The organism is Okeania sp. SIO1H4, from assembly GCF_010672695.1.
Classification (GTDB): Bacteria; Cyanobacteriota; Cyanobacteriia; order Cyanobacteriales; family Microcoleaceae; genus Okeania; species Okeania hirsuta.
In genome coordinates this window covers 21747-37349 of the sequence record NZ_JAAHGB010000001.1, presented here as the reverse complement: position 1 = coordinate 37349, position 15603 = coordinate 21747, and the positions used below count along the sequence as shown (strand labels likewise).

Annotated in this window: 17 protein-coding genes; 8 read left to right on the top strand and 9 right to left on the bottom strand. The window is 37.0% G+C overall.

Annotation, left to right across the window (positions count from 1 at the left end; genetic code table 11):
• Positions 1-15 precede the first annotated feature (15 nt).
• Both F6K06_RS00170 and F6K06_RS00165 read left to right on the top strand, forming a co-directional pair.
• A complete protein-coding gene (locus F6K06_RS00170; RefSeq protein WP_124147419.1) occupies positions 16-408 on the top strand; it encodes a tetratricopeptide repeat protein in 393 nt (130 codons plus the stop codon).
• A gap of 15 nt (positions 409-423) precedes the next feature.
• Positions 424-1215 (top strand): tetratricopeptide repeat protein, encoded by a 792-nt coding sequence (locus F6K06_RS00165; protein ID WP_124147418.1) that lies wholly within the window; start codon positions 424-426, stop codon positions 1213-1215.
• A gap of 178 nt (positions 1216-1393) precedes the next feature.
• Here F6K06_RS00165 and cas6 read toward each other — a convergent pair whose 3' ends face one another.
• The 7 genes from cas6 to groES all read right to left on the bottom strand — a co-directional run bounded on the left by cas6 (position 1394) and on the right by groES (position 6501).
• Complete coding sequence (gene cas6 / locus F6K06_RS00160) at positions 1394-1525, bottom strand: CRISPR system precrRNA processing endoribonuclease RAMP protein Cas6 (protein WP_275670460.1); 132 nt, start codon at positions 1523-1525, stop codon at positions 1394-1396.
• A 63-nt stretch (positions 1526-1588) separates the two neighbouring features.
• Positions 1589-1990, bottom strand: coding sequence for a hypothetical protein (locus F6K06_RS00155; protein WP_240039183.1), 402 nt, complete (start codon positions 1988-1990; stop codon positions 1589-1591).
• Between the two features lie 578 nt (positions 1991-2568).
• Positions 2569-3354, bottom strand: coding sequence for a hypothetical protein (locus F6K06_RS00150; protein ID WP_124147417.1), 786 nt, complete (start codon positions 3352-3354; stop codon positions 2569-2571).
• A complete protein-coding gene (locus F6K06_RS00145; protein WP_124147416.1) occupies positions 3308-3634 on the bottom strand; it encodes a hypothetical protein in 327 nt (108 codons plus the stop codon). The genes F6K06_RS00150 and F6K06_RS00145 overlap by 47 nt, the downstream gene beginning before the upstream one ends.
• 165 nt (positions 3635-3799) lie before the next feature.
• Entirely contained in the window at positions 3800-3967 is a 168-nt protein-coding gene (locus tag F6K06_RS00140) for a hypothetical protein (RefSeq protein ID WP_161564727.1), read from the bottom strand.
• Between the two features lie 270 nt (positions 3968-4237).
• The gene (groL, locus tag F6K06_RS00135; protein WP_124147415.1) at positions 4238-5872 is read right to left on the bottom strand and encodes a chaperonin GroEL; all 1635 of its coding nucleotides are present in this window, start codon (positions 5870-5872) and stop codon (positions 4238-4240) included.
• A gap of 317 nt (positions 5873-6189) precedes the next feature.
• Positions 6190-6501: a co-chaperone GroES gene (groES, locus tag F6K06_RS00130; RefSeq protein ID WP_124147414.1), complete on the bottom strand. Its 312-nt coding sequence runs from the start codon at positions 6499-6501 to the stop codon at positions 6190-6192.
• 495 nt (positions 6502-6996) lie between these two features.
• On the opposite strand from groES, the gene F6K06_RS00125 reads away from it, so the two are divergent.
• The 4 genes from F6K06_RS00125 (at position 6997) to F6K06_RS00110 (ending at position 11791) form a co-directional block, all read left to right on the top strand.
• Complete coding sequence (locus F6K06_RS00125) at positions 6997-7494, top strand: ferredoxin (protein WP_124147413.1); 498 nt, start codon at positions 6997-6999, stop codon at positions 7492-7494.
• A gap of 445 nt (positions 7495-7939) precedes the next feature.
• Positions 7940-8590, top strand: a complete 651-nt coding sequence (locus F6K06_RS00120) for a response regulator transcription factor (protein ID WP_124147412.1) — start codon at positions 7940-7942, stop codon at positions 8588-8590.
• Between the two features lie 599 nt (positions 8591-9189).
• Positions 9190-9705, top strand: coding sequence for an NYN domain-containing protein (locus F6K06_RS00115; protein ID WP_124147411.1), 516 nt, complete (start codon positions 9190-9192; stop codon positions 9703-9705).
• A 466-nt stretch (positions 9706-10171) separates the two neighbouring features.
• On the top strand, positions 10172-11791 hold the full coding sequence (locus tag F6K06_RS00110; RefSeq protein WP_287239324.1) for a 2-isopropylmalate synthase: 1620 nt from the start codon (positions 10172-10174) through the stop codon (positions 11789-11791).
• 347 nt (positions 11792-12138) lie between these two features.
• On the opposite strand, the gene F6K06_RS33660 is transcribed toward F6K06_RS00110, so the two are convergent.
• Both F6K06_RS33660 and F6K06_RS33655 read right to left on the bottom strand, forming a co-directional pair.
• Positions 12139-12543, bottom strand: coding sequence for a hypothetical protein (locus F6K06_RS33660; RefSeq protein ID WP_353734836.1), 405 nt, complete (start codon positions 12541-12543; stop codon positions 12139-12141).
• Positions 12544-12582: 39 nt separating this feature from the next.
• Positions 12583-14385 (bottom strand): mechanosensitive ion channel domain-containing protein, encoded by a 1803-nt coding sequence (locus F6K06_RS33655; RefSeq protein ID WP_353734835.1) that lies wholly within the window; start codon positions 14383-14385, stop codon positions 12583-12585.
• A 368-nt stretch (positions 14386-14753) separates the two neighbouring features.
• On the opposite strand from F6K06_RS33655, the gene F6K06_RS00100 reads away from it, so the two are divergent.
• Positions 14754-15059: a BMC domain-containing protein gene (locus tag F6K06_RS00100; RefSeq protein ID WP_124143536.1), complete on the top strand. Its 306-nt coding sequence runs from the start codon at positions 14754-14756 to the stop codon at positions 15057-15059.
• Between the two features lie 141 nt (positions 15060-15200).
• Positions 15201-15551 (top strand): carbon dioxide-concentrating mechanism protein CcmK, encoded by a 351-nt coding sequence (locus F6K06_RS00095; RefSeq protein WP_124143537.1) that lies wholly within the window; start codon positions 15201-15203, stop codon positions 15549-15551.
• Positions 15552-15603: the final 52 nt, after the last annotated feature.

Below are 15603 nucleotides of genomic sequence, written 5' to 3'. Positions count from 1 at the left end.
ATTTATTTTTCGGAGATGTCTATTTATTTTAATCGGGGTGTCGATAAATATAATGATGGAAATTTTCCCGGAGCTTTGAATGATTTTAGTAAAGCTATTGAGCTGATACCGGATTTTATTGAAGCTTATTATAATCGTGGTATTTTACGAATTGAATTAGCAGAATATCAAGGAGTAATTGAGGATTTTACTAATGTAATTAATCTCGATCCTAGTCGCATTGAAGCTTATTATAATCGAGGAAATATTAATAGTATTATTGGTAATTATCAAGTAGCAATTGCGGATTTAAATAAAGTAATTGAATTAGAGCAAAACTTATTTTATGTCTATAGTAATCGTGGTGTTGCTCGTTCTGGAATAGGAGACGCACAAGGTGCAATTGCCGATTTTTATAAAGTAATATAATTAGAGTAAAATGCTGTGGATGCTTATAATAATCGGGGAATTATTCGGCGGAAATTAGGAGATTATCCAGGAGCTATTGCTGATTATTCTAAAGTAATTGAACTGAAACCTAATGATGCTAAAACTTATTTTAATCTGGGAGTTGCTAGGACTGAATTTGGAGATAAACAGGGGGCAATAGAGGATTATAATTGGGCAATTAAACTTAACCCCAATTATGCTAAAACTTATCTAAATCGAGGTAATATTTGGCAAAATTTGGGGAATTATCAGCAAGCAATAGCAGATTTTTCTCAAGCAATTAAATCAAATCCTGAGTTGGCAGATGCTTATAATAATCGGGGTAATATCCGCCGTTTATTGGGAGACGAGTGGGGAGCAATTATTGATTACAACCGGGCGTTAGGAATTGAATCAAATTTACCAGATGCTTACAATAATCGAGGGAATGCTTATAGTTCTTTGGGAAATTATCGGGAGGCAATTTCTAATTACGACCGGGCTTTAAAACTTAATCCAGAACTATTTTTGACTTATCATAATCGGGGTGCTGCTTATTTAGAATTAGGAGATTATGAAGCGGCTTTAGCAGACCTTAATCGAGCCATTGAATTGCAGCCTAATTTTGCTAATGCTTATGAAAGTCGTGGAATTGTATATGAGCAGTTAGGAAATTTGCCAAAAGCTCTGGAAGATTTACAGAAAGCTGCTGAATTGTTTGTAGAAGAAGAGAAAAATTTAGAGTATGAAAGGGTTAAAGAAGTTATTGATAAAATTGAGCGGAATGCTGATATTAAATCAATTTAATAGGGATTTGGGTAAGTTTAACTTTAAAAGCATTTATTTGTTTAATTTTATCTGGTTCAACATCTCCAAAAAATCGATAAGTAACCTCACCAACAACTCCAATAAACTTACTTCGAGAATCAGCAACAATTTCTGTATTAATATCGAAATAACTAGGATATATCGAGTCAAGCGGAATTTAAAAAAATTCCATCCCACTATATTGATCCCAACGATTCAATAAAGAATTAAACACACAATCTTTAGTAGGCATCGGCGTATCATAACTCCCTTGTCGAAAACAAGTAGGAGTAGCAAAATTTAGGGTAATAATTCTCTGAGAATCAGAAGCATTTTCATAGATTTATTGATAAGAAAAAGAGCCTACCCAAGGTCAATCGGGTTTCGGCGTACTAAGAATATTAATAATGTTTAAATTTGCCAGACCTAAATGCCAAGGTTTTTCAGGATTAATATTCAACCAAAGTTGAGTTAATTCGCTGAATAAATTGTCATCTAAAAGAGATACACGCCACCAACAATTAGTACCTGGTGGAATAAATTTTTTATGTTGCCATTGGAGAGTATGGTCGCGACTTTTTGAGGAGCGTTTTTGAGTTTGTAAATGACTAACAGTAAAAGGTTTATTACCAGTAGATTCATGGAGGCGATCGCCTAAATTTCTATCGACGGAACTAACTAAAGTTAAGAACAAAGCATGGAGATGTCTGCCTGTTAGATATTTGGTAGGAATGGGAGATTTAGGGGTTAGGTTGAGGACGAGACTATAGGGCATGGGAAATTAAAAGTCAAAAGTTAAAAGTCAAAAGTTAAAAGTAAGATTTTAGGTACTGGTGTACAAGTAGTAGTATCCTAAAAAAAATCAAGTAGTCAAATGCTATAAATGTCCCGTTTAGCAAAAGTTTTTTTCATAAATAATTTTCCCATCTCGTGCCACATAAAAACCTAATGGTGGAGAACATTTGTTGAGTTATACCACATCAATAATATCGCTGTTAATTTGAAAAATATTTCCCAATCCTATCGGAACTTCAAACCAAGCAAAAGTATTATCTCTCATCATATTTTTGCAAATTTATTCATCATCATATGGTGCAGCAAAATCCCAGTCACTTTTGGCGTGAGTATCCCCTCTAACGCGAGACACAAATAATACCAATATTTTCAGGTAAGGGATTTTTTGGGTAGTTGGGGAGAGAGTTTTTTTAAGTCGGAAAATGATTGTGTTTTCATCTTTAATATGTTCTGAGAAATTGCAAATTTTGACAAAAATGGTTCTACAGGTTCTTGCACAAAGCAACAAAGCCCTTAAGAACCCTAGTATGGATTAATTATCTATATCTTGATACTAATTTAGATTGCCCGCTTCACATTTTTACAGTGATAACTAATTGCTTGTACTGTTACCTCAAAACGTTCGGCAAGTTCTTTAAGAGATACTCCTATAGCATAATCATTTTGAATTTTTTTGATTTGCTGTGGGTTAAGTTTTCGAGTTTTTGACTCAAACAACCGATCAATATTTACATCTTCTGGCTCAGGTAATTCGTATTTGCGTTTAGCAGCATTGATAGAGATGTCGTGCGCTTCAGACAAATTACCTGTATAAAGCTCAGTTGTCATACGCTCAACAAAACCTACAGCTTCAAGTCCCAAAGCTTCAGGAATATGATTACGAGCAATGCGTGGAGTACCATCTATTGTCTCCCATTCTAGGCGCATTTCAGATGCAAGTTTGCCAAATAGTTTGATATAGGTATAGTCAGTCCAGTAGGCAGGTGACTCTCGAATTTCAGCAATAAAGCGAGCATAGGGCAACCGTTCATGTTTATTCCTCAAACGAGCCTCTAACCACTGATGTAGCGCTTCACTGTCAGCTTTTGTGTAAACTCCTTGGATCGCAGTGTATGCCTGGGCATAAAAACCTTCGGTGGCAAACCACTTAAGAAAGTCTTTGATCTTGTCTTGCGTTCCATTGGGTAGCCTTCTTTCTGTGAGAAGTTCAAAAGCAAGATCAATAAACTCTGATACCTCTAGAACTTTATGATAGGGGCTTGTAAGATTACCATAACCCTGTTTTTTATCGTCTTCATCAAATGGTAAGTGATATACTGCAAATCGCTTTTTGTTCTTTTTCATCAAATGGTAAGTGATATACTGCAAATCGCTTTTTATTCTTTGGTAATTCAAAATACTCAATTATGTCGGTGCTATGAAAGTCACCAGGATTTTCATTACGGGTCTGGCGTGTCCACTTCGCTAACTGCTTATAAGTAATGCCAGCATATTCATTTGACATTCGGAAGTTCAAACCTATGTTGGGTTTATTATGCCCAAAAGCATGAGGATTGATAATAATAGCCTCAAACTTCCGGTTTTTGTATCTCAGATTTAGACGTTGCCCTGGTCTTAAGTCCATGTTTGTTTTTTCCTTCTAAATTGATTAAGTAGCAGGGAAAGCTCTTGCATTAAATATTGAGGTTTATGTAAAGCTTTTCGCATCAGTCGTACAGCGACCAAACCAATACCTTTAGCTACTAACTTAGTAATTCCAGAGTAGGGCTAGGATTACGTGTTCATGAACTCACTTGCGATCGCTACTCTCTTGAGACTTTTCCCACACCTTATTACGATAGACAATTCTTGAAAAAACGTCAACTTTATAATTGGGTTCATAGTATTTAACCGCTTTAAATGCTAAATGACCAATAAAAATAACATCTATAACCAATAATTTTGAGACCAAATTCACTTTTTTTTACTTCTGACTTCTGACTTCCGTAAGACGTTCCATGGAACGTCCCTACAGTAGTCTACCCAAATGAAAGCCTCTGTAAAACTAAGACAACGCAATATTCTTCCTTCTGCTATAAAAAAAACCACCCCCAATCAATGGAGGTGGCCCAAACACAATACACACTATTTACAGCAGTCAAAGGAAAGGAGGCAGATAGATCGAGAGCTGAAAACTAAGACAACACAATATTTTCCTTCTTCCTTCTTCCTTCTTCCTTCTTCAAACCTAGTAATCGAAATCTCCACCGCCCATACCAGCGCCAGCAGGAGCACCTTCCTTGGGTTCAGGTTTGTCAACAACAATACACTCAGTTGTCAACACCATACCAGCAATAGAAGCAGCGTTTTGTAGAGCAGAACGAGTTACCTTAGCAGGGTCAACAATACCAGCTTCAAACAAATCTATAAAGTCGTTAGTAGCAGCATTGTAACCAGTATTAAAATCTTTCTCTCTCACGCGCTCGGCAATCACAGCACCATTCTGGCCGGCATTTTCAGCAATGCGCTTTAGAGGAGCTAACAAAGCACGACTCACAATTAAAGCACCAGTTAACTCTTCTGCTTGCAAATTCTCATTTGCCCAATTTTCTAGATCGGGAGCTAGGTGAGCTAGAGTTGTACCGCCACCAGGAACAATACCTTCTTCTACAGCAGCTTTAGTTGCGTTGATAGCGTCTTCCAAGCGTAATTTGCGGTCTTTCATTTCTGTTTCAGTAGCAGCACCAACTTTGATTACAGCTACCCCACCAGCTAACTTAGCTAAACGCTCTTGTAACTTCTCTTTGTCGTAGGAAGATTCAGTTTCTTCCATCTGACGGCGAATTTGGTCGCAACGAGATTTAACTTCTTTTTCGTTACCTTCAGCAACGATGGTAGTGTTGTCCTTGGTGATGTTGATGCGACGAGCTTTACCAAGCATATCTAGTTTGGTGCTTTCTAGTTTCAAACCAGCATCTTCAGTAATAACTTGACCGCCAGTTAATACAGCAATATCTTCTAACATTGCTTTACGGCGATCGCCAAAACCAGGAGCTTTCACAGCAGCTACATTCAACACACCCCGCAAACGGTTAACAACCAGAGTAGCTAAAGCTTCTTTCTCAATATCTTCAGCTAAGATTAATAAAGGTTTGCCAGAACGAGCTACTTGTTCTAATACTGGTACTAAATCTTGTACTAAAGCAATTTTCTTATCAGTAATTAGAATCATTGGTTCTTCGAGTACCGCTTCCATCCGCTCCATATCTGTTGCAAAGTAGGGAGAGATGTAGCCTTTGTCGAAGCGCATACCTTCAGTAATTTCTAGTTCGGTCTGCATTGACTTCCCTTCTTCTAGGGAAATTACGCCTTCCTTGCCCACTTTATCCATTGCTTGGGCAATCATATTACCCACTTCTTCATCGTTACCAGCAGAGATGGAACCAACTTGAGCGATCGCCTTAGAATCTTCAATTTGACGAGCGTGAGATGCAATTTTTTCTACCAAGAAACCTGCTGCTTTATCAACACCGCGCTTGATGGCAATGGGGTTAGCACCTGCAGCTACGTTCCTTAGACCCTCTTTTACAATTGCGTGAGCTAAAACGGTGGCTGTAGTAGTACCGTCACCTGCTGCGTCATTGGTTTTGGAAGCTGCTTGACGAATTAGAGCAACTCCTGTATTTTCAATATGGTCTTCTAGTTCGATTTCTTTAGCGATTGTCACACCATCGTTAACGATTTGAGGAGCGCCAAATTTTTTCTCTAGAACTACGTTCCTACCTTTTGGACCGAGTGTTACTGCTACAGACTCAGCTAGAATATCCATACCTCTTTCGAGGGCGCGACGAGCATTTTCGTTGTAGATAATACGTTTAGCCATAGTTGTAATTCTTATTGATTAGTAATTGTGGATTTGACATCTCCAGGGGTTGAAACACCCTGAATTCTGTGTAAAAAAACACCACAAAAGGGATAAATCCACTTTTGCTTCCAGCCTGTCAACAGACTTCTAGACTCCTCGGGATAGACAAAAATCTATACTGTGAGCTTGCTTTGAGAGTGGTTTCACTCAAGGTATTGGAGCAATCTTCTCGCTGCTCTATTTGTTATTTTATTGATAATTGTTGTTTTAGCACTTTGGCAAACATCAAATAGGTCGAAGAAGTTTGCTAGTGCTATGGAACAACTTGATAATTCTTAGTTAACAATTGCGAGAATATCTTTTTCTGCAAGTAGCACATACTCATCGCCACCGAGTTTGATATCTGTTCCGGCGTATTTGGAGTACAGCACTTTGTCTCCGACTTTAACTTCCATTTCTGCGCGGGAACCATCGTCATTGCGCTTACCAGGACCAGCAGCAGCAACTTCTCCTACTTGGGGTTTTTCTTTTGCATTGTCAGGTAGAAGAATACCACCTGCTGTTTTTTCTTCAGCTGCACTAACTTTGACAAATACGCGATCGCCTAAAGGCTTAACAGTAGAAACACTCAATGTTACGGCTGCCATTGTTTTCCCTCCAGATAAATTTGATTTTTCCTGAGAGGCTAGAATCTGAAGCTAAATTACCCGCTTCGTTTTCTTTTTTAGCACTCTCACTACCTGAGTGCTAATTTAGCTGAATAGGAGTTGCCATTGCAACTGATGAAACTGTACGGGTTCCCGAACTGAGGGATTTGGTTTTTGGTGGTGGTGCATAGTAATGGTAAAGGAAGCACCGGGAGTGTGGGGGAATGGGAGATGAGGAGTGTGGGAGAAATTAAAAAATATGTATTCTACAATTACCATGCAAGACTATCGGTTTTTTCTGTCAAAAGTCTAAATTAAATCGACAAAACAATATTCCTCTCAATTGAATTGAGCTTTTTAAATTAGGACAGTAGACTAAAATTATCTGAGTAAATCGAGAATTTCACCGTCAAAGTCATTTATTATTAAAAATAGGACATTTGACCAAAAAGACAATATCCCAAGAAGTTCGTTGGAAGGTGTGTCGAAAATTTTATGACAGATAATATATCATCTCAAAAAACCGATAAATCTGATGGGACTAACTTCCAGATAGCTGAATGCCAGGAAAATTATCAACTGGACGATATTGACCAAGATATTTGCCAGGAATCCCTTGGTGTTTGTATCCAATCTCTGGGACTAAGTAAAATTCAGCGACATATTTTTATTTGTGCTGACCAAACAAAGCCTAAATGTTGTTCAACAGAGACTGGTTTAGAGGCGTGGAATTATCTCAAAAAACGGCTCAAAGAGTTAAAACTTGATCGGGTTAACACTGATTTACCTGGCTATATATTTCGCACTAAAGCTAACTGTTTACGAGTTTGTTGTCAAGGTCCAATCATGGTTGTTTATCCTGAAGGAGTATGGTATCATTCCGCAACTCCTCCTGTAATTGAAAGAATTATTCAAGAGCATATAATGGGCGATAAACTTGTAGAGGAATATGTTTTTCTAACTCATCCTTTGCCCGAATCAATGATTATTTGATCAAATAGCCTTAGTTGATTCATTCGCTAATACTCATAAATCATGGACATTTACTTGACTGCCAAACTCAAAAGTTCAAAGTTAACAATTAGTAACTAATATTTATCAATATAAATTATGATAATATTAGTAGTCAATACTGTCAAATTTTCATATATTATTAAAAGTAGTGGAAGTTATTTTTCACAAATACAAAACTATTATCTAGTTATATATATCTAATATTGTAGAACTATTGATTGAGTCTAAAATCTATAATCAATAATACGGGGCATAATTTCTTTAGATCATTAGGTGCAGTCCAAGCCCTGTGGCTAAGGATATATATTAATTTAAAAGAAAGTAGCAAACTCGCCCTACTTCCTTAATCTTTTATGAAAGATGTGGTTTATACCTGTCTTTGAAGTTAATGTTTGCGGGAATTAAACAAAGTGAGTTCTTCATTATGAAGGAAATTAATACTACAGACCAAAGACGGTTAATGTTGGTTGATGATGACCCTAATTTAATCTTATTAGTCAAGGATTATTTAGAATTTCGTGGGTATCAAGTAACAACGGCAGAAAATGGCCGAGAAGCACTAGAAAAGCTGGAAAATGAAATTCCTGAGCTAATTATATGTGATGTGATGATGCCAGAAATGGATGGCTATACTCTGGTGCAACACATCAGAGAAAACCCATCTACAGAATGGGTTCCAGTTCTATTTCTATCTGCCAAGGGTCAAAGTCAAGACCGAGTCAAAGGTTTAAATACCGGAGCTGATGTCTACATTGTCAAACCATTTGAGCCAGAAGAACTCGTAGCTCAAGTAGAATCTTCCCTGAAGCAAGCTTCTCGCCTAATTAAACATCAAAATTCTGCCATGGTTAGTAATGGGCCAAAAATCAAGGTGCGCAGAAACGTAGAATTAACTCCCACAGAGTTAAAGGTAGTCCAACTTGTAGCCCAGGGGATGGCAAATCGTGACATTGCACAATTGATGGAAGTTAGTCAAAGAACGATTGAGAGTCATGTAAGCAATATGCTTGGTAAAACTGGTCTACACAATCGGACAGAATTAGCTCGTTGGGCGATAGAAAGTAAAAAGGCTTAGGTATAATCACCCAGGAATTGATCGGGGTGTAAGTCTTTATCTTGATGTAATTTGTATATTTGAGGGCTGTAATTTTGTACTGCCCCAGTTTTTCTATATTCCGAATTTTATATATAGCAGTCGAAGGAAAGGGCGCGGACATATCAAAAGTTTAAAACTCAGACAACGCCAGATTTTTCCTGATTACTTCTTCCTTCTGCTATACATAGTTTTTATTAAGTCAATTGTTTTTGATTTGACTGAATTATTAGAATATTGGACGAATCAAATCTTCAAAATATGGCCTTAATGAAAAATTATTGTCTTATATTGAAGATCTGGAAGGGGATCAATTAATTTAATAAGTATAAAAAGTATTTTTTTACAGAAAAAAGACTAAAATAGATAGTATATAACTACTAAAATTATTAAAATTATTAGTAGAGAAAAATATTATCGGTTTATGATATAAGGGTGATTTTTTGCAGTTTAAATCTGAAAAATACAAGTAATAATATTAGTTTATCTAAATTAAAAATAATTGCATTGATGATAGGAATATTACTAAAATAATAGATTTAGACTGAATTATCTAAAATTAATATTAAACTTAAGTTTCTATGAATAATTCCAATAACCGTCTTTCTATATTTGTTGACGGGAATAATATGTTCTACGCTCAACAAAAAAATGGTTGGTTTTTTGACCCTAGAAGAGTATTAGAACATTTCAACAAACCAGAAGTCAAACTAATAAATGCTTTTTGGTACACAGGCTTAAAAGACCCACAAGATCAAAGGGGATTCCGAGATGCTTTAATTAGTTTGGGTTATACAGTACGCACTAAAATTCTTAAAGAATATTATGATGATGTTTCGGGTCGCTATTCTCAAAAAGCTAACTTAGATATTGAAATTGTAGTAGATATGTTTAATACAGTAGACCAATATGACCAAGTAGTTTTATTTAGTGGAGATGGGGATTTTGAAAGAGCTATTGAGCTACTGCGTTCTAAAAATACTCATATAACAGTTGTATCAACAGAAGGAATGATTGCTAGAGAATTGCGAAATGCCACAGATCAATATGTAGATTTAAATGATATTCGCGACCAAATAGAAAAGGCAGAATATTAATTAAGAAGGAAGAGGGAAGAAGGAAGAAAGAAGAAGGAAAAAAATCTCAATTTCTTTGAGAATGCACCAAGTCAGAAGGCAGGAAGCATCAAAGAAAAAATCTATGCTTGAAGACTTAAATATCTTCCTAGAAAACTCACAAAAATTAGACTAAATTTACGTTTAATTTAATTAAAAAACGTTTCGGTCCGGAATGCTCCGCAAATAGTATTTCAGCCTTTAGCAGTTAGCTTTTGATCAGGGGATACGCGACCCCTACTAAAATGAAATGACAACCTAGAAGTCGGGGATTTAAACCAAAGCTTTTAGTACGCTGAAAGCTGAGTGCTGTTTGCAGAGCATTCCGGTACGGAAAATGCTGATAGCTAGTTAATTTAAACTATATTCACTAGTTTGTAAGACAAGGTAAGATCGAAAAAAGCTCAAGGCTAATTGCTGTAAAATATTAAACTATAAGGGAAAAATAATGACAAGTAATCAAGACCGAATTATTATTTTTGATACGACTCTCCGGGATGGGGAACAATCTCCTGGAGCAGCTCTCAATATAGATGAAAAATTGACTATTGCTCGGCAACTATCTCGCCTGGGAGTAGATGTGATTGAAGCTGGTTTTCCCTACTCTAGTCCTGGAGATTTTGAAGCAGTACAAAAAATTGCCGAGACAGTGGGTGTAGAAGGAGGCCCAACAATCTGTGGTTTGGCAAGAACAACCCGTGCAGATATTGAAGCTGCAGGTAAAGCTCTTAAACCCGCAGCTAATGCTCGTATTCATACTTTTATTGCTACTTCCGATATTCACTTAGCTTATAAACTTAAGAAAACTAGAGAAGAAGTATTGGCGATCGCTCCAGAAATGGTGGCCTATGCTAAAACTTTCGTAGATGATGTAGAATTTTCCCCTGAAGATGCAGGTCGCTCTGAGCCAGAATTTCTCTATCAAGTATTGGAGGCGGCGATCGCTGCTGGAGCGACTACGGTTAATATTCCCGATACTGTTGGTTATACGACACCTGCTGAATTTGGGGCACTTATCCGAGGTATTAAGGAAAATGTACCCAATATTGACCAAGCTATTATTTCTGTTCATGGTCACAACGACCTCGGTTTAGCAGTCGCTAACTTCCTTGAAGCTGTGAAAAACGGCGCTCGTCAACTGGAATGTACTATTAACGGTATCGGTGAGCGAGCTGGTAATGCTGCTTTGGAAGAGTTAGTTATGGCATTGCACGTTCGGCGACAATATTTTAATCCCTTCCTTGGTCGCGCACCAGAGTCAGAAGCACCACTTACTAATATTGATACTCGCCATATTTATAAAACATCTCGTCTGGTTTCTAACTTGACAGGAATGTTTGTGCAACCAAACAAAGCTATTGTCGGCGCTAATGCTTTTGCTCATGAGTCAGGTATTCATCAAGATGGGGTACTCAAGAATAAGCTTACTTATGAAATCATGGATGCTGAGTCCATCGGGTTGACAGATAACCAAATAGTTTTGGGTAAACTTTCCGGTCGTCATGCTTTCCAAACTCGTCTCAAAGAACTTGGGTTTGATATTTCTGATGAAGAGGTGAATAAAGCTTTCCTCAGATTTAAAGATTTGGCAGACAAAAAGAAAGAAATTACAGATTGGGATTTAGAATCTATTGTTAACAGTGAGATTCAACAACCACCAGAACTCTTCCGTATAGAGTTGGTACAGGTTTCCTGTGGCGATCGCTCTCGTCCCACCGCCACAGTTAGTATCCGGACTCCTAATGGGGAGGAATTGACTGATGCTGCCATTGGTACTGGACCTGTGGATGCTGTATACAAGGCAATTAACCGGGTGGTGAATGTGCCTAATGATTTAATTGAGTTTTCTGTGCAGTCGGTAACTGCTGGTATTGATGCTATTGGGGAGGTGACTATTCGTTTGCGTCATGAAGGACGGGTGTATTCTGGTCATGCTGCTAATACTGATATTATTGTGGCATCAGCTCAAGCTTATATAAATGCTTTAAATCGTTTGTATGCAGCTTTGCAAAGTGATGTGAAGAAAATACATCCGCAAAAGAGCGATCGAGCGGTGGAAGTGGTATAGCGCTTCGCGCAAGTCAGAAGTCAGATTGGGAGGATGGGGAGATGGGGAGATGAGGTGATGGGGTGATGGGGTGATGGGGTGATGGGGTGATGGGGGGATATAACAAGGAACAAGTTGCTGTTTGACTTATGTTGATGATGAACCGTAAGACATAGAAATACTGTTCCCTGTTCCCTGTTCCCTGTTCCCTGTTCACTGCTATAAAGAAAGATTTGGCAATGGCGCTCAGATTGAACATTTATTGATACCGAACCCGAGCGGATTTGATATCAATTATTTCCCCCCACTCCCCTACTCCCCTACTCCCCTACTCCCCCACTCCCCCACTCCCTTACTCCCCTACTCCCTTACTCCCCTACTCCTAGAGCGGAAAGATATGAATTGTCTCCTTTGTTGCGATCGCCACTACCATTCTTAGGATAATTTTGAAAATTTACAGAATGTTGCGGTACACCAATAGCAATACCTTCTTGGTCAAATGCTTGTTTAATTCTGAGGCGGAATTCACGTCCCACAGCAAACTGTTGTATTGGTGCAGTCTTAATCCAAATTTGAATTAAAATACCCGTGTGCGAGATATTATCAACTCCGAGAATTATTGCAGGTTCGAGAATTTTATCTTGCCATTCAGGTTCACTCCGCATTTGCTCTAACACTTCTGCCATCATATTTAGTGCTTTCCTAGCATCTGCACTGTAGGCAATTTCAACTCGAAAGTCTACCCGAGACCAATCTTTTGTCAAGTTTTGCACAACCTCAAAACTACCATTAGGAATAGTAATGAGTCGCCCTTATGCTCCCCTCAGTTGAGTTAAATAAAGATTTATATGTTCTACAATACCTGTTACATCGCCTATTTGAACTACGTCTCCAACAGCATACTGATCCGTCCATAAAATCAAGCAACCGTTAATCATATTATCTACTTTAGCTTTGAAAACGTAAGTTAATGCTATGCCAAGAATTCCTATTCCGGCAAGGGAAACACCTATTGCTTGTATAGTATATAAAATGGCAATTGAGTATATAACAACACTTGTCGCTTGTTTGAGTGCGCCTGAATAAGTATTGACTCGCTTGGTATATCTTTCAGGTACTAGGGAACCTTGTTGTGCTTGTGTTGCCCACTTATCTAACCAAAAGTCGATTAAGAAGTAAGTAGCTTTATCTGTAATGCTGGCAATTACCCATATTAGTAAAAATTGTACATATTGTGTTAAGAGAAAAGAATATAAAGCCCGAGTTTGTGGGAACATCGCAACAATTAAACTAATTCCTCCCACCCAGATAAATACTTGTGCCCACATTAAAATTTGTTCTAGTAAAACAGTAATATTTTTTTGTTTCTTTAAAAGAAACTGTCGTTTTAGAGAAACTTTTGGCAATGCTGACCAGATGTATTCTAACTGATTCAAAAATGCTAAAGGTGCATTTTCAACCATTGCTAGTAATATACTGAGAGATGTAATTTCTAGGTTTGAATGTAGTAAAGATTCTTTGTTGAAATTAATTGATGATTCTGCTGCTTGAGTATTGGCTGTATTTGCAGTAGATTGATAATTTTCTATAGATTTTTCTTCGGGATTTACTTGTAGAGATTGCTCTAATTCTTTGATTTTTTGTTTGAGCAATTCAATTTTAGCTTTCAAGCGTTTTTGTATCCACTTTAATACCGAGCTAATAATTATCATACTAGCAATAATTATAGAAACTTGAGCGATGATAATATATAGTTTTTTGTTGTAGTATTCTCTTTCTTTTAAAGCATTACTCAATTCTTGAATAATGCGATTTTGCCAGATCTTTGCTAGCTGCAATTCACTATTAGCAAAGTTGGCAACTACGTCATATTTTGTAACTGTGAGTATAGTTTGTTTTGTTAATCCTGGTTGTTCTGGCGCATAAATAACTGTTAAATTATTCAGAGTTCCTACTTCAATTTTGGGTGTTTGAGGATGAAGATTTAGGCTTTGATTTGTGCCTTGACTATTAATATTATCTTTGCGGATAATATCAATATTTGGTGTGATATTTTGGATTCTTGTCTGAAGTTCTTTTACCTTGGGAGTTAATGTCGGTTTTGCAAGCAATGGTTGGTCAAAATCAGATGGTTTTTCTGGTAATTGATTATTAGATGTAGGGGTTGAATTTGGAGGTGATGGGTTTGGTATTTTACTATTTTTTGACTGTAGTACTATCTTTAAAACTTGTTGAAGATTAATTTCTACAGTTTTTGCTCTTTGCTTGGCAGTAGAAATAGCACTTTGATTCTCTTCTGTATTAGCTGATGGTGCAGCGACAGTAATTAAAGGTCTGCCATTAAACCAGACTTTACTACACATTAAATTACCACATTGATATGGTCGATTAAACCAATCAAAAATTGGTCCTTGATTATCCGTTTGTTGTATATTTGGCAGGAATGGTATTTGTGCCCAAGCTACAGATGACCAAGTAATTGTTATGCCAAAAGTTAATAGGGTAACCAGAATAAATTTGACTGCTGAATGAATTTTACTATGGTTTTTACCCGCAATCACTCTCATATTATTCTGAAAATTTTTGATGAATTGATATTTGATTATATTGTGCATAAATTAATTAAATAACAACAACCTTAAAAGCAATAATATCTGACAACTTTAAATTAAGTTAGTGGCTGAAAATTTATGTTCAATAGCCTCCCTTTTTAAGGGAAAAAAGAGAATATTCCAGATTTCAAGGCTCCTTATTGCAGAGGTACTGATAACTGTTAACGCAGTTCCTCCGGAGGAGGCTAACTGATAACTGAAATGACACTATATTCTACATTTTTCAGGAAAATTTAAAAGAGATCGAATATAGATAAAAATCCTTATAGTCCAGTATAATTGATTGCTTTTTTATCAATTTATATATACAGCATCAGCCATTAGGATTACAATTATATTGATTTATTTTTGCAGAGTACAGGAGTATTTCTATGCCAGAAGCAGTAGGTCTCATAGAAACTATTGGTTTTCCCAGTATATTAGCTGCTGCAGATGCTATGGTCAAAGCTGCGCGAGTTACCTTAGTTTACTACGGTATAGCTGAAAGAGGCCACTTTGTCGTGGTAGTTCGGGGACCAACTTCTGAAGTTTATCCTTCAGTCCAAGCTGGCATTGAAGCAGCAGAAAAAGTCTATGGTGGTATTGTGGACAGTCACTATATTGTTCCTAATCCCCCGGAGAATGTAGAATCTGTATTACCACTAAGTTATACAGAAATTAGTGAACAATTTAGATGAATATTGTCCTAAACTTATTGATAGCTCAAATTAATATTATTGATAATTTGGCTGAATATATAGTTTAGTTATGATAGACATCTAAAATTTTTACAATTAATTGCAGAGATTAATTCTTAACTTAAATTTAGGAGAAATATAATGGCACAACAAGCTGTTGGAGCACTGGAAACTAAGGGTTTTCCTGGTATTTTAGCTGCCTCAGATGCAATGGTAAAAGCAGGTCGAGTCACTTTAGTGGGTTATATTAGGGTTGGTAGTGCTCGGTTTACTGTTCAAATTCGAGGTGATGTTTCGGAAGTAAAAACTGCTATGGATGCAGGAATTGCTGCTGTTGAAAAAGCTTATGGTGCTACTTTGGAATCTTGGGTAATTATTCCTCGTCCTCATGATAATATTGTGGCTGTTTTACCAATAGATTTTAATCCAGGTGTTGAAGAATTCCGCCAACGAGTAGAAGGAATAACTGTACCAAGATTGCCTAATAGGTAGATGAATTTTGACTAATTAAATATCTACATAATTCTATTTTAAGCCGTCCATA

Coding starts and splice junctions, on each gene's coding strand:
- groL (WP_124147415.1), bottom strand. CDS start 5,872: ATGGCTAAACGTATTATCTACAACGAAAATGCTCGTCGCGCCCTCGAA.
- F6K06_RS00110 (WP_287239324.1), top strand. CDS start 10,172: ATGACAAGTAATCAAGACCGAATTATTATTTTTGATACGACTCTCCGG.
- F6K06_RS00125 (WP_124147413.1), top strand. CDS start 6,997: ATGACAGATAATATATCATCTCAAAAAACCGATAAATCTGATGGGACT.
- F6K06_RS00115 (WP_124147411.1), top strand. CDS start 9,190: ATGAATAATTCCAATAACCGTCTTTCTATATTTGTTGACGGGAATAAT.
- F6K06_RS00150 (WP_124147417.1), bottom strand. CDS start 3,354: ATGAAAAAGAACAAAAAGCGATTTGCAGTATATCACTTACCATTTGAT.
- F6K06_RS00100 (WP_124143536.1), top strand. CDS start 14,754: ATGCCAGAAGCAGTAGGTCTCATAGAAACTATTGGTTTTCCCAGTATA.
- F6K06_RS00155 (WP_240039183.1), bottom strand. CDS start 1,990: ATGCCCTATAGTCTCGTCCTCAACCTAACCCCTAAATCTCCCATTCCT.
- F6K06_RS33655 (WP_353734835.1), bottom strand. CDS start 14,385: ATGCACAATATAATCAAATATCAATTCATCAAAAATTTTCAGAATAAT.
- F6K06_RS00145 (WP_124147416.1), bottom strand. CDS start 3,634: ATGGACTTAAGACCAGGGCAACGTCTAAATCTGAGATACAAAAACCGG.
- F6K06_RS00120 (WP_124147412.1), top strand. CDS start 7,940: ATGAAGGAAATTAATACTACAGACCAAAGACGGTTAATGTTGGTTGAT.
- F6K06_RS00170 (WP_124147419.1), top strand. CDS start 16: ATGTCTATTTATTTTAATCGGGGTGTCGATAAATATAATGATGGAAAT.
- groES (WP_124147414.1), bottom strand. CDS start 6,501: ATGGCAGCCGTAACATTGAGTGTTTCTACTGTTAAGCCTTTAGGCGAT.
- F6K06_RS00095 (WP_124143537.1), top strand. CDS start 15,201: ATGGCACAACAAGCTGTTGGAGCACTGGAAACTAAGGGTTTTCCTGGT.